This window comes from Caballeronia calidae (genome assembly GCF_900044055.2).
GTDB lineage: Bacteria > Pseudomonadota > Gammaproteobacteria > Burkholderiales > Burkholderiaceae > Caballeronia > Caballeronia calidae.
In genome coordinates, this window is record NZ_FCOX02000032.1 from 1 (window position 1) to 14186 (window position 14186).

9 protein-coding genes and 4 tRNA genes are annotated in these 14186 nt (G+C 60.2%); all 13 read left to right on the forward strand.

The window, feature by feature from the left end; genetic code table 11:
- The first annotated feature begins 218 nt into the window (after positions 1-218).
- Positions 219-304 (forward strand) — tRNA-Tyr (locus tag AWB78_RS25185).
- 30 nt (positions 305-334) lie between these two features.
- Positions 335-408, forward strand: a tRNA-Gly gene (locus tag AWB78_RS25190).
- Positions 409-424: 16 nt separating this feature from the next.
- Positions 425-499 (forward strand) — tRNA-Thr (locus AWB78_RS25195).
- A 62-nt stretch (positions 500-561) separates the two neighbouring features.
- Entirely contained in the window at positions 562-1752 is a 1191-nt protein-coding gene (tuf, locus tag AWB78_RS25200; RefSeq protein WP_062608713.1) for an elongation factor Tu, read from the forward strand.
- A 66-nt stretch (positions 1753-1818) separates the two neighbouring features.
- A tRNA-Trp gene (locus AWB78_RS25205) sits at positions 1819-1894 on the forward strand.
- Between the two features lie 34 nt (positions 1895-1928).
- Positions 1929-2309 carry a preprotein translocase subunit SecE gene (secE, locus tag AWB78_RS25210; protein ID WP_062608714.1) on the forward strand — a complete coding sequence of 127 codons (381 nt, stop codon included), beginning with the start codon at positions 1929-1931 and terminating at the stop codon, positions 2307-2309.
- A 1-nt stretch (position 2310) separates the two neighbouring features.
- Positions 2311-2868 (forward strand): transcription termination/antitermination protein NusG, encoded by a 558-nt coding sequence (gene nusG / locus AWB78_RS25215; protein WP_062608715.1) that lies wholly within the window; start codon positions 2311-2313, stop codon positions 2866-2868.
- A 147-nt stretch (positions 2869-3015) separates the two neighbouring features.
- Positions 3016-3447 (forward strand): 50S ribosomal protein L11, encoded by a 432-nt coding sequence (gene rplK / locus AWB78_RS25220; RefSeq protein ID WP_062608716.1) that lies wholly within the window; start codon positions 3016-3018, stop codon positions 3445-3447.
- Positions 3448-4146, forward strand: a complete 699-nt coding sequence (gene rplA, locus AWB78_RS25225; protein WP_062608717.1) for a 50S ribosomal protein L1 — start codon at positions 3448-3450, stop codon at positions 4144-4146. It begins immediately after the preceding gene.
- A gap of 305 nt (positions 4147-4451) precedes the next feature.
- Positions 4452-4949: a 50S ribosomal protein L10 gene (gene rplJ, locus AWB78_RS25230; RefSeq protein ID WP_062608718.1), complete on the forward strand. Its 498-nt coding sequence runs from the start codon at positions 4452-4454 to the stop codon at positions 4947-4949.
- 79 nt (positions 4950-5028) lie between these two features.
- Complete coding sequence (rplL, locus tag AWB78_RS25235; protein WP_062608719.1) at positions 5029-5406, forward strand: 50S ribosomal protein L7/L12; 378 nt, start codon at positions 5029-5031, stop codon at positions 5404-5406.
- Positions 5407-5774: 368 nt separating this feature from the next.
- Positions 5775-9881, forward strand: coding sequence for a DNA-directed RNA polymerase subunit beta (gene rpoB / locus AWB78_RS25240; RefSeq protein WP_062608720.1), 4107 nt, complete (start codon positions 5775-5777; stop codon positions 9879-9881).
- A 21-nt stretch (positions 9882-9902) separates the two neighbouring features.
- Positions 9903-14144 carry a DNA-directed RNA polymerase subunit beta' gene (gene rpoC, locus AWB78_RS25245; protein WP_062608721.1) on the forward strand — a complete coding sequence of 1414 codons (4242 nt, stop codon included), beginning with the start codon at positions 9903-9905 and terminating at the stop codon, positions 14142-14144.
- Positions 14145-14186 lie beyond the last annotated feature (42 nt).

A 14186-nucleotide genomic window follows, 5' to 3' on the forward strand; every position in this document is an offset into this window, starting at 1 on the left:
GGACCGTGAAACGACTCCACGCCGATGATAGTGCGGATCACCCGTGTGAAAGTAGGTAATCGTCAGGCTCCTCATGCTGAAAGCAAGCAAAGCCCCAACTCCATGAGTTGGGGCTTTTTGCGTTTCGTCTCACCTATAAGTGAGAGCATCGATTGTCTTGGGTCGTAAGAAGCGCTTGACAACGGCGTGTTGTTGCCCCATAATCGATAGTTCTCTGCGGAGGGGTGCCCGAGTGGCTAAAGGGGGCAGACTGTAAATCTGTTGGCTTACGCCTACGTTGGTTCGAATCCAACCTCCTCCACCAGAATTCAAGCGGTAAGGGAATCCAACCCTCGCGGGTGTAGCTCAATGGTAGAGCAGAAGCCTTCCAAGCTTATGACGAGGGTTCGATTCCCTTCACCCGCTCCAGTGACGGTTTTGTAGTGCCCATGTGGCTCAGTGGTAGAGCACTCCCTTGGTAAGGGAGAGGTCGGCAGTTCGATCCTGCCCATGGGCACCAGCTGTATCAGTCTAGTAAGTTGCGCGCGGCGCAAGGTGCGAAAATCCTGTTAGGAGTCGAAAATGGCCAAAGGTAAATTCGAGCGGACCAAGCCGCACGTGAACGTGGGCACGATCGGTCACGTTGACCACGGCAAAACCACGCTGACGGCAGCAATCACGACGGTGCTGACCAAGAAGTTCGGCGGCGAAGCCAAGGCGTACGACCAGATCGACGCCGCGCCGGAAGAAAAGGCGCGTGGTATTACCATCAACACGGCGCACGTCGAGTACGAGACGGCTAACCGCCACTACGCACACGTCGACTGCCCGGGCCACGCTGACTATGTGAAGAACATGATCACGGGCGCCGCGCAGATGGACGGCGCAATCCTGGTGTGCTCGGCCGCTGACGGCCCGATGCCGCAAACGCGTGAGCACATCCTGCTGGCGCGTCAGGTTGGCGTGCCTTACATCATCGTGTTCCTGAACAAGTGCGACATGGTGGACGACGCCGAGCTGCTCGAACTGGTCGAAATGGAAGTGCGCGAGCTTCTTTCGAAGTACGACTTCCCGGGCGACGACACGCCGATCATCAAGGGCTCGGCCAAGCTGGCGCTCGAGGGCGACACAGGCGAGCTGGGCGAAGTGGCGATCATGAGCCTGGCCGACGCGCTGGACACGTACATCCCGACGCCGGAGCGCGCAGTGGATGGTTCGTTCCTGATGCCGGTGGAAGACGTGTTCTCGATCTCGGGTCGTGGCACGGTGGTGACCGGCCGTATCGAGCGTGGCGTTGTGAAGGTCGGCGAGGAAATCGAAATCATTGGCATCAAGCCGACGGTGAAGACGACCTGCACGGGCGTGGAAATGTTCCGCAAGCTGCTCGACCAGGGTCAAGCGGGCGACAACGTCGGTATCCTGCTGCGCGGCACGAAGCGAGAAGACGTGGAGCGCGGCCAGGTTCTGGCCAAGCCGGGTTCGATCACGCCGCACACGCACTTCACGGCTGAAGTGTACGTGCTGAGCAAGGACGAAGGCGGCCGTCACACGCCGTTCTTCAACAACTATCGTCCGCAGTTCTACTTCCGTACGACGGACGTGACGGGCTCGATCGAGCTGCCGAAGGACAAGGAAATGGTGATGCCGGGCGACAACGTGTCGATCACGGTCAAGCTGATCGCTCCGATCGCCATGGAAGAAGGCCTGCGCTTCGCAATCCGCGAAGGCGGCCGTACCGTCGGCGCCGGTGTCGTGGCGAAGATTATCGAGTAAGAGCCAGAGATCTGCTCGGTAGTTAGTGGTTTCGGGGTCGGCGAAATCCGTCGGCCCCAATGGTTTAGGGGTATAGCTCAACTGGCAGAGCGTCGGTCTCCAAAACCGAAGGTTGGGGGTTCGATTCCCTCTGCCCCTGCCAAATTCTCGCGCCAAGTGGCGCTGTTTAAGGTGTTATGGCGAATCCTTCCGTCGAAACTGTAAATACTTCCGGCGACAAGTTGATGTTGGTGGCGGGTGTATTGTTGGTCTTGGCCGGGTTCGTGGGATTCTTCTGGCTCTCGGGCCAAGAATGGTACATCCGCGGCGCAGCGCTTGCTGTCGGTGTCATCGCGGGTGTTGCAGTCGGTCTTCTCTCTGCGCCAGGCAAGGGCTTCATCGCCTTCGCCAAGGACTCGTACAAGGAAGTCCGCAAAGTCGTCTGGCCGACCCGCAAAGAGGCCACGCAAACGACCCTGGTGGTCTTCGCGTTTGTTCTGATCATGGCCATTTTCCTTTGGCTTAGCGATAAGTCGATCGAGTGGGTGATTTTCTCGGCGATTCTGGGTTGGAAATGATATGAGCGATACTCCGACATCCCCGAGTGGAAAGCGTTGGTACGTCGTGCACGCCTACTCCGGCATGGAGAAGAGCGTGCAACGTGCGCTTCAGGAGCGCATCGAACGTGCGGGCATGCAAGATCAATTCGGTCAGATTCTTGTCCCGACCGAAGAAGTCGTTGAAGTAAAAGGCGGACACAAGTCGGTCACAGAGCGTCGCTTCTTTCCGGGCTACGTTCTGGTCGAAATGGAAATGACCGACGAAACGTGGCACTTGGTCAAGAATACGGCGAAAGTCACCGGTTTCGTGGGTGGCGCACGCAATCGTCCCAGTCCCATCTCTGCGCGTGAAGTCGAAAAAATCATGTCGCAGATGCAGGAAGGTGTCGAAAAGCCGCGGCCGAAGACCCTTTTCGAAGTGGGCGAGATGGTCCGCGTGAAGGAAGGTCCGTTCACCGACTTCAACGGCAATGTCGAAGAAGTGAATTACGAAAAGTCCCGAGTCCGTGTCTCCGTCACGATCTTCGGGCGCTCGACGCCGGTCGAACTCGAGTTCGGCCAGGTCGAAAAGCTTTAATCGACTATATCGCGCGTGGCTCTCGAGTCATCGCGCGATTCGCGCTTACGGTCCGCGTCATGACCGTTGAGGAGCGTCAGTAGCCGGCAACGTCGAACGCGCGCTACCACTCACCGAACGTTCACGCGTTCAGCAGAGGTTTTCAACATGGCAAAGAAAATCGTCGGCTTTATCAAGCTGCAGATTCCTGCAGGTAAAGCCAACCCGTCGCCGCCGGTCGGTCCGGCACTGGGCCAGCGCGGCCTGAACATTATGGAGTTCTGCAAGGCGTTTAACGCGCAGACGCAGGGCATGGAGCCGGGTCTGCCGGTGCCGGTCGTCATTACGGCATTCGCGGACAAGAGCTTCACCTTCATCATGAAGACGCCGCCGGCTACCGTTCTGATCAAGAAGGCAGCCAGCGTGCAGAAGGGTTCGAGCAAGCCGCATACCGACAAGGTCGGCAACATCACCCGCGCTCAAGCGGAAGAAATCGCGAAGACCAAGATGCCGGATCTTACGGCAGCTGATCTGGACGCAGCCGTGCGCACGATCGCCGGTAGCGCGCGTTCGATGGGTATCACTGTGGAGGGCGTGTAAATGGCTAAGCTTTCTAAGCGCCTTCAGGCATTCGCCAGCAAGGTGGATCGTCAGAAGCTGTACGCGATCGACGATGCGCTGGCCCTCGTGAAGGAGTGCGCGAGTGCCAAGTTCGACGAGTCGATCGACGTGGCAGTGCAGCTCGGCATCGATGCGAAGAAGTCGGACCAGGTTGTTCGCGGTTCGGTGGTTCTGCCTGCCGGTACCGGCAAGTCGGTTCGCGTGGCAGTGTTCGCCCAAGGCGACAAAGCTGAACAAGCTCGCGCAGCGGGTGCCGACGTGGTCGGCATGGAAGACCTGGCCGAGCAAGTCAAGGCTGGCAATCTGAATTTCGACGTCGTAATCGCTTCGCCGGACACGATGCGCGTGGTCGGTACGCTCGGTCAGATTCTCGGCCCGCGCGGTCTGATGCCGAACCCGAAGGTCGGCACGGTTACCCCGGACGTCGCCCAAGCAGTCAAGAATGCGAAGGCAGGTCAGGTGCAATTCCGCGTCGACAAGGCCGGTATCATTCACGGCACGATCGGTCGCGCATCGTTCGAGTCGGCATCGCTCCGCCAGAACCTGGCTGCGCTGATCGACGCGCTGCAAAAGGCCAAGCCGGCAACGAGCAAGGGCGTGTACCTGCGCAAGATCGCCGTGTCGAGCACGATGGGTGTCGGCGTTCGCGTGGATCAAGGCACGCTGGCGCAGCAGTAAGAATTTCGGGCGCGGCCGACTGGCCGCGCTTCTAAAAGGGCTTTGGGCGGCTGCTGGATCGAGGTTCTGAATCGAGCAGCCGGTTGTCAAAGACCGTTGGTGGTGATGCAGCAAGTAGGTATCGCCTTAATTCAAGCCAACGCAGATGGCGAACCCGAAACAGTTTTGCAGTGGTTGAAGTCGGTTGTCGAGCGTCGTGAGACGTTTCACCAATCGACCGAAATACTCCTAACAGTCGGACGCCGTTGTCGAACGTGGTGCATGAGGGTTGGTAGCCCGAGTGCATCGAATCTGGAGGTTTAACCGTGCCACTGAACAAAGAAGATAAGCAGGCAGTCGTCGCTGAAGTCGCCGCGCAAGTCGCGAAGGCTCAGACGATGGTGCTCGCTGAGTATCGTGGGATCACGGTTGGCGATCTGACCAAGCTGCGCGCGAAAGCGCGTGAGCAACAGGTGTATCTGCGCGTGTTGAAGAACACGCTGGCGCGTCGCGCCGTCGAAGGTACGCCGTTCGCTCCGCTGGCTGAGCAGATGACCGGTCCTCTGATCTACGGCATCTCGGAAGATGCCATTGCCGCTGCCAAGGTCGTGAATGACTTCGGCAAGAGCAATGACAAGTTGATCATCAAGGCTGGTTCCTACGAAGGCAAGGTGATGGACAAGGCAGGCGTGCAAGCGCTGGCCAACATCCCGAGTCGCGAAGAACTGCTCTCCAAGCTGCTGTTCGTCATGCAGGCACCTGTTTCCGGCTTTGCGCGCGCTATGGCCGCGCTGGCTGAGAAGAAGCAGGGCGAAGCCGCTTAACGATCACGCTTGGGCGCTAGTCGCTTAAGGCAAAGCTAGATCGCTAGCTCGATCCGAATTCAATTTAGGAGTATTTCAAATGGCAATCGCAAAAGAAGACATCCTGGAAGCCGTTGGCGCGATGTCGGTGCTGGAACTGAACGAGCTGGTCAAGGCGTTCGAAGAGAAGTTTGGCGTGTCGGCTGCTGCTGTCGCAGTTGCTGGCCCGGCAGGCGCTGGTGGCGCTGCTGCTGCTGCTGAAGAGCAGACCGAGTTCACCGTGAACCTGCTCGAAGCAGGCGCGAACAAGGTTTCCGTCATCAAGGCAGTTCGCGAACTGACGGGTCTCGGCCTGAAGGAAGCGAAGGACCTGGTCGACGGCGCACCGAAGCCCATCAAGGAAGCGGTGCCCAAGGCTGCTGCTGAAGAAGCGAAGAAGAAGCTGGAAGACGCAGGCGCGAAGGCTGAAATCAAGTAAGTTTCGTTGCGCTATGCGAAGGCTGGCGGTTTTTCACCGCCGGCCTTTTTGTGCTTTGTGGGGACGCAGTTTTTATGCTTGTCAGCAAGCATAAATGTCCTCGCAGAAGCCAAAGAGAACGTTCGTGCCGGCATAAATTTCCGATCGTTCTCTTTGTCTTCTGAAGCGACTGCAGAAGGCAAGTTTGGTCGGGTAGCGGGAAACACAGGCATCCGCTGCCGTCAGCCAGCGGTTGGTAGCGGCCAACCACCAAGCTTCTAGACTCGCGCGTCCTCCCCGGACACGTGCGCGGGTCTCAGTCGGTGAACACCGGGCTGTGACATCGAGGTATCCCGCCTCGGTAACGCCCGCCGTGATTCGGAGATCGTATGCAATATTCCTTCACCGAGAAGAAGCGTATTCGCAAGAGTTTCGCGAAGCGCCCCATCGTTCACCAAGTTCCCTTTTTGCTGGCGACCCAGCTTGAATCATTCCAGACGTTTCTGCAAGCAGACACGTCGTCTTCGCAGCGCAAGTCAGAAGGCTTGCAGGCTGCGTTCACCTCTGTTTTCCCGATTGTCTCGCACAACGGCTTCGCGCGGCTCGAGTTCGTCAGCTACATGCTGTCGCCGCCCGCATTCAACATCAAGGAATGTCAGCAGCGCGGCCTGACGTACTGCTCGGCACTGCGCGCGAAAGTGCGCCTGGTTCTGCTCGACAAAGAGTCGCCGAGCAAGCCGGTGGTCAAGGAAGTGAAGGAACAGGAAGTGTACATGGGCGAAATTCCGCTCATGACGCCGACGGGTTCGTTCGTCATCAACGGCACCGAGCGCGTGATCGTGTCGCAGCTCCACCGTTCGCCTGGCGTGTTCTTCGAGCACGACAAGGGCAAGACGCACAGCTCCGGCAAGCTGCTGTTCTCGGCGCGGATCATTCCGTACCGCGGTTCGTGGCTCGACTTCGAATTCGATCCGAAGGACGTGCTGTACTTCCGCGTCGACCGTCGCCGCAAGATGCCGGTCACGATTCTGCTGAAAGCTATCGGCATGTCGCCGGAGCAGATTCTGGCGAACTTCTTCGTGTTCGATAACTTCGGCCTGATGAGCGAAGGCGCGCAGATGGAATTCGTTCCGGAGCGTCTGCGCGGTGAAGTCGCACGCTTCGACATCCAGGATCGCGACGGCAACGTCATCGTCACGAAGGACAAGCGGATCAACGCGAAGCACATCCGCGACCTCGAAAACGCCAAGACGAAGTTCATCTCGGTGCCCGAGGAGTATCTGCTCGGCCGCGTGCTGGCGAAGAACGTGATCGACCCCGAAACGGGCGAAGTGATCGCGAACGCCAACGAAGAAATCACGGAATCGGTCCTCGAAAAACTGCGCGAAGCGAAGGTCAAGGACATCCAGACGCTCTACACGAACGATCTGGATCAGGGTCCGTACATCTCGTCGACGCTGCGTATCGACGAAACCGCCGACAAGATGGCCGCGCGCATCGCGATCTATCGCATGATGCGTCCGGGCGAGCCGCCGACCGAGGAAGCGGTCGAGGCGCTGTTCAACCGTCTGTTTTACAGCGAAGACGCGTACGACCTGTCGAAGGTCGGCCGTATGAAGTTCAATCGCCGCGTCGGCCGCGACGAAATCATTGGCCCGATGACGCTGCAGGACGACGACATCCTCGCGACCATCAAGATCCTCGTCGAGCTGCGTAACGGCAAGGGCGAAGTGGACGACATCGACCACCTCGGCAATCGCCGTGTGCGTTGCGTCGGCGAACTCGCGGAGAACCAGTTCCGCGCGGGTCTCGTGCGCGTCGAGCGCGCGGTGAAGGAACGCCTCGGCCAGGCCGAAAGCGAGAACCTGATGCCGCACGACCTGATCAACTCGAAGCCGATTTCCTCGGCAATTCGCGAGTTCTTCGGTTCGTCGCAACTCTCGCAGTTCATGGACCAGACCAACCCGCTGTCGGAGATCACGCACAAGCGTCGCGTTTCCGCACTGGGACCGGGCGGTCTGACGCGCGAGCGCGCGGGCTTCGAAGTCCGCGACGTGCATCCGACGCACTACGGTCGCGTGTGCCCGATCGAAACGCCGGAAGGTCCGAACATCGGTCTGATCAACTCGCTCGCGCTGTACGCGCACCTGAACGAGTACGGCTTCCTCGAAACGCCGTATCGCAAGGTCGTGGATAGCAAGGTGACAGATCAGATCGACTATCTGTCGGCGATCGAAGAAGGCCGTTACGTCATCGCGCAGGCGAACGCGGCCGTCGGCGAAGACGGTACGCTGACCGACGAGCTCGTGTCCTCGCGTGAAGCGGGCGAAACGATGATGGTCACGCCGGACCGCATCCAGTACATGGACGTGGCGCCGTCGCAGATCGTGTCGGTGGCTGCATCGCTGATTCCGTTCCTCGAGCACGACGACGCGAACCGCGCGTTGATGGGCTCGAACATGCAGCGTCAGGCCGTGCCTTGCCTGCGTCCGGAGAAGCCGGTCGTCGGTACGGGTATCGAGCGTACGGTGGCTGTCGACTCGGGTACGACCGTGCAGGCGCTGCGTGGCGGTGTGGTGGATTACGTGGACGCTGGCCGTATCGTGATTCGCGTGAACGACGATGAAGCCGTTGCAGGCGACGTCGGCGTGGACATCTACAACCTGATCAAGTACACGCGTTCGAACCAGAACACGAACATCAACCAGCGGCCGATCGCGAAGGTCGGCGACAAGGTCTCGCGCGGCGACGTGCTGGCCGACGGCGCCTCGACGGATCTGGGCGAGCTCGCGCTCGGCCAGAACATGCTGGTCGCGTTCATGCCGTGGAACGGCTACAACTTCGAAGACTCGATCCTGATCTCGGAGAAGGTCGTTGCGGACGATCGCTATACGTCGATCCACATCGAAGAGTTGAATGTCGTTGCTCGCGACACGAAGCTCGGACCGGAAGAAATCACGCGCGATATTTCGAACCTCGCTGAAGTGCAGCTTGGCCGTCTCGACGAGTCGGGCATCGTGTACATCGGCGCGGAAGTCGAAGCAGGCGACGTGCTGGTCGGCAAGGTCACGCCGAAGGGCGAAACCCAGCTGACGCCGGAAGAAAAGCTGCTGCGCGCGATCTTCGGTGAGAAGGCGTCGGACGTGAAGGACACGTCGCTGCGCGTGCCCTCGGGCATGAGCGGCACGGTGATCGACGTGCAGGTGTTCACGCGCGAAGGCATCACGCGTGACAAGCGCGCGCAACAGATCATCGACGACGAACTGAAGCGCTATCGCCTCGATTTGAACGACCAGCTGCGCATCGTGGAAGGCGACGCGTTCCAGCGTCTCGCGCGCATGCTGAACGGCAAGGTCGCGAACGGCGGTCCGAAGAAGCTCGCGAAGGGCACGGCGATCGACCTGGCGTACCTCGAAGATCTCGACCACTACCACTGGTTCGACATCCGCCTCGCGGACGAAGAAGCAGCGGCGCAGCTGGAAGCGATCAAGGACTCGATCGAGCAGAAGCGTCACCAGTTCGATCTCGCGTTCGAAGAGAAGCGCAAGAAGCTCACGCAAGGCGACGAACTGCCGCCGGGCGTGCTGAAGATGGTCAAGGTGTATCTCGCGGTCAAGCGTCGTCTGCAGCCTGGCGACAAGATGGCGGGCCGTCACGGTAACAAGGGTGTCGTGTCGAAGATCGTGCCGATCGAAGACATGCCGTACATGGCCGATGGCCGTCCGGCCGACGTCGTGCTGAACCCGCTCGGCGTGCCTTCGCGGATGAACGTGGGTCAGATTCTCGAAGTGCATCTGGGTTGGGCCGCGAAGGGTCTCGGCTGGCGTATCGGCGAAATGCTGCAGCGTCAGACGAAGATCGAAGAAATGCGCGTGTTCCTGACGAAGATCTACAACGAGTCGGGTCGCAAGGAAGAGCTGGAAAACTTCTCCGACGACGAAATCCTCGAACTCGCGAAGAACCTGCGCGAAGGCGTGCCGTTCGCGACGCCGGTGTTCGACGGCGCAACGGAAGAGGAAATGGGGCGCGCGCTCGATCTGGCTTACCCGGACGAGATCGCCACGAACCTCGGCATGAACCCCTCGAAGAATCAGGTCCAGTTGCACGACGGCCGCACGGGCGAACCGTTCGAGCGCAAGGTCACGGTCGGTTACATGCACTACCTGAAGTTGCACCACCTGGTCGACGACAAGATGCACGCGCGTTCGACCGGTCCATACTCGCTCGTCACGCAGCAGCCGCTGGGTGGTAAGGCGCAGTTCGGTGGCCAGCGCTTCGGTGAGATGGAAGTGTGGGCGCTCGAGGCGTATGGCGCGTCGTATGTGCTGCAGGAAATGCTGACGGTCAAGTCGGATGACGTGACGGGCCGGACCAAGGTTTATGAGAATCTGGTCAAGGGCGACCACGTGATCGACGCGGGCATGCCGGAATCCTTCAACGTGTTGGTGAAGGAAATCCGCTCGCTCGGTATTGATATCGATCTGGACCGCAACTAATCGGACTACGGAGAGAAAGCAATGAAAGCTCTGCTCGATCTATTCAAGCAAGTCCAACAAGAAGAAGTTTTTGATGCGATCAAGATCGGCCTCGCGTCGCCCGACAAGATTCGTTCTTGGTCGTTCGGCGAAGTGAAGAAGCCGGAGACCATCAACTACCGCACGTTCAAGCCGGAGCGGGATGGTCTGTTCTGCGCGAAGATTTTTGGTCCGATCAAGGACTACGAATGCCTTTGCGGCAAGTACAAGCGCCTGAAGCATCGTGGCGTGATCTGCGAGAAGTGCGGCGTCGAAGTGACGCTGGCGAAGGTGCGTCGTGAGCGGATGGGCCACATCGAGCTGGCCTCGCCGGTCGCGCACATCTGGTTCCTGAAGTCGCTGCCGTCGCGTCTGGGCATGGTGCTCGACATGACGCTGCGCGACATCGAGCGCGTGCTGTACTTCGAAGCTTATGTGGTCATCGATCCAGGCATGACGCCGCTGAAAGCGCGGCAGATCATGACGGAAGAGGATTACTACAACAAGGTCGAAGAGTACGGCGACGAATTCCGTGCCGAAATGGGCGCGGAAGGCGTGCGCGAACTGCTGCGCGCGATCAACATCGACGAACAGGTCGAAACGCTGCGCACGGAACTGAAAAACACCGGTTCCGAAGCGAAGATCAAGAAGTACGCGAAGCGCCTGAAGGTGCTCGAGGCTTTCCAGCGTTCGGGCATCAAGCCGGACTGGATGGTGCTCGACGTGCTGCCGGTGCTGCCGCCGGAACTGCGTCCGCTCGTGCCGCTGGACGGCGGCCGTTTCGCGACCTCGGACCTGAACGACCTGTATCGCCGCGTGATCAACCGTAACAACCGGTTGAAGCGTCTGCTCGAGCTGAAGGCGCCTGAGATCATCGTCCGCAACGAAAAGCGGATGCTGCAGGAAGCCGTCGACTCGCTGCTCGACAACGGCCGTCGCGGCAAGGCGATGACCGGCGCGAACAAGCGGCCGCTGAAGTCGCTCGCCGACATGATCAAGGGTAAGGGCGGTCGCTTCCGTCAGAACCTGCTCGGTAAGCGTGTGGACTACTCGGGCCGTTCGGTGATCGTGGTCGGCCCGACGCTCAAGCTGCATCAGTGCGGTCTGCCGAAGCTGATGGCGCTCGAACTGTTCAAGCCTTTCATCTTCAACAAGCTGGAAGTGATGGGCGTGGCTACGACCATCAAGGCTGCGAAGAAGGAAGTCGAGAACCAGACGCCGGTGGTGTGGGACATCCTGGAAGAGGTGATCCGCGAGCATCCGGTCATGCTGAACCGTGCGCCTACGCTTCACCGTCTCGGCATTCAGGCTTTCGAGCCGGTGCTGATCGAAGGTAAGGCGATTCAGCTGCACCCGCTCGTCTGCGCGGCGTTCAACGCCGACTTCGACGGTGACCAGATGGCCGTTCACGTGCCGCTGTCGCTCGAAGCGCAGATGGAAGCGCGCACGCTGATGCTGGCGTCGAACAACGTCCTGTTCCCGGCGAACGGCGATCCGTCGATCGTGCCGTCGCAGGATATCGTGCTGGGCCTTTACTACGCGTCGCGTGAAGCGATCAATGGCAAGGGCGAAGGCATGACGTTCACGGGCGTGTCGGAAGTGATCCGCGCGTACGAGAACAAGGAAGTCGAGCTGGCTTCGCGCGTCAACGTGCGTATCACCGAAATGGTGGCGAACGAGGACACGAGCGAAGGCGCGCCGAAGTTCGTGCCGAAGATCTCGTTGTACGCGACGACCGTCGGCCGCTCGATCCTGTCGGAGATTCTGCCGCCGGGTCTGCCGTTCACGGTGCTGAACAAGCCGCTGAAGAAGAAGCAGATTTCGCAGCTGATCAATACGGCGTTCCGCAAGTGCGGTCTGCGCGAAACGGTGATCTTCGCCGACCAGCTGATGCAGATGGGCTTCCGCCTCGCAACGCGCGCCGGCATCTCGATTTGCGTGGACGACATGCTCGTGCCGCCGCAGAAAGAGACGATCGTCGGCGACGCCGCGAAGAAGGTGAAGGAGTACGACCGTCAGTACATGTCGGGTCTCGTCACCGCGCAAGAGCGCTACAACAACGTGGTCGACATCTGGTCGGCGACGTCGGAAGCGGTCGGCAAGGCGATGATGGAGCAGCTCGCGACGGAACCCGTCACGGACCGTGACGGCAACGAAACGAAGCAGGAGTCGTTCAACTCCATCTACATGATGGCCGACTCGGGCGCTCGTGGTTCCGCGGTGCAGATTCGTCAGCTCGCCGGTATGCGCGGCCTGATGGCGAAGCCGGACGGCTCGATTATCGAAACGCCGATTACCGCGAACTTCCGCGAAGGCCTGAACGTGTTGCAGTACTTCATCTCGACGCACGGTGCTCGTAAGGGTCTGGCGGATACGGCGTTGAAGACCGCGAACTCGGGCTACCTGACGCGTCGTCTCGTCGACGTGACGCAGGATCTGGTCGTCGTGGAAGATGATTGCGGCACGTCGAACGGCGTCGCGATGAAGGCGTTGGTCGAAGGCGGTGAAGTCGTCGAAGCGCTGCGTGACCGTATTCTGGGTCGCGTCGCGGTGGCGGACGTCGTCAATCCGGAAACGCAGGAGACGATCTACGCTTCGGGCGATCTGCTCGACGAAGACGCGGTGGAAAAGATCGAGAGCCTCGGCATCGACGAAGTGCGCGTGCGCACGCCGCTCACCTGCGAAACGCGTTATGGCCTGTGCGCCGCGTGCTACGGCCGCGACCTCGGTCGCGGTTCGCGCGTGAACGTCGGTGAGGCAGTCGGTGTGATCGCTGCTCAGTCGATCGGCGAGCCGGGCACGCAGCTGACGATGCGTACGTTCCACATCGGTGGTGCGGCATCGCGTGCGGCGGTTGCTTCGACGGTCGAAGCGAAGTCGAACGGTACGGTGCGCTTCACGGCCACGATGCGCTACGTCACCAACGCGAAGGGCGAGCAGGTCGTCATCTCGCGTTCGGGCGAAGCGATCATCGCGGACGACTTCGGTCGCGAGCGTGAGCGTCACAAGGTGCCGTACGGCGCGACGCTGCTGCAACTCGACGGGGCGACCATCAAGGCCGGTGCGCAACTGGCCCAATGGGATCCGCTGACGCGTCCGATCATCACCGAGTGGGGCGGTACGGTGAAGTTCGAAAACGTCGAAGAGGGCGTGACGGTCGCGAAGCAGATCGACGACGTGACCGGCCTTTCGACCCTCGTCGCGATCGACGCGAAGCGCCGCGGCTCGCAGACGAAGAGCGTGCGTCCGCAGGTGAAGCTGCTCGACGCGAACGGCGAGGAAGTGAAGATCCCGAACACCGAGCATTCGGTGCAGATCGGCTTCCAGGTCGGCGCACTGATCACCGTGAAGGATGGTCAGCAAGTGCAGGTCGGTGAAGTGCTGGCGCGTATCCCGGTTGAAGCGCAGAAGACGCGTGACATTACCGGTGGTCTGCCGCGCGTGGCCGAACTGTTCGAAGCGCGCTCGCCGAAGGACGCGGGTATTCTCGCGGAAGTCACGGGCACGACGTCGTTCGGTAAGGACACGAAGGGCAAGCAGCGTCTCGTCATCACGGACCTCGAGGGCAATCAGCACGAGTTCCTGATCGCGAAGGAAAAGCAGGTGCTGGTGCACGATGGTCAGGTCGTCAACAAGGGCGAAATGATCGTGGACGGTCCTGCCGATCCGCACGACATTCTGCGTCTGCAGGGTATCGAGGCGTTGTCGCGCTACATCGTGGACGAAGTGCAGGACGTGTACCGTCTGCAGGGCGTGAAGATCAACGACAAGCACATCGAAGTGATCGTGCGTCAGATGTTGCGTCGTGTGCAGATCGTCGACAACGGCGATACGCGCTTCATCCCGGGCGAGCAGGTCGAGCGTTCGGACATGCTGGACGAGAACGACAAGATGATCGCGGAGGACAAGCGTCCGGCGACGTACGACAACGTGCTGCTCGGTATCACGAAGGCATCGCTGTCGACCGATTCGTTCATCTCCGCGGCGTCGTTCCAGGAAACGACCCGCGTGCTGACCGAAGCGGCGATCATGGGCAAGCGCGACGATCTGCGTGGCCTGAAGGAAAACGTGATCGTCGGCCGTCTGATTCCGGCCGGTACGGGTCTCGCGTTCCACAAGGCGCGCAAGGCGAAGGAATCGTCGGATCGCGAGCGTTTCGATCAGATCGCTGCAGAAGAGGCATTCGACTTCGGTACGCCGGAAACCCCGGCAGCGGAGCAGCAGCAGCCGCATACCAACGAGTAAGCGTCTTTGTTCGTAGCAGCATCGAACCGCCCAGCTTCGGCT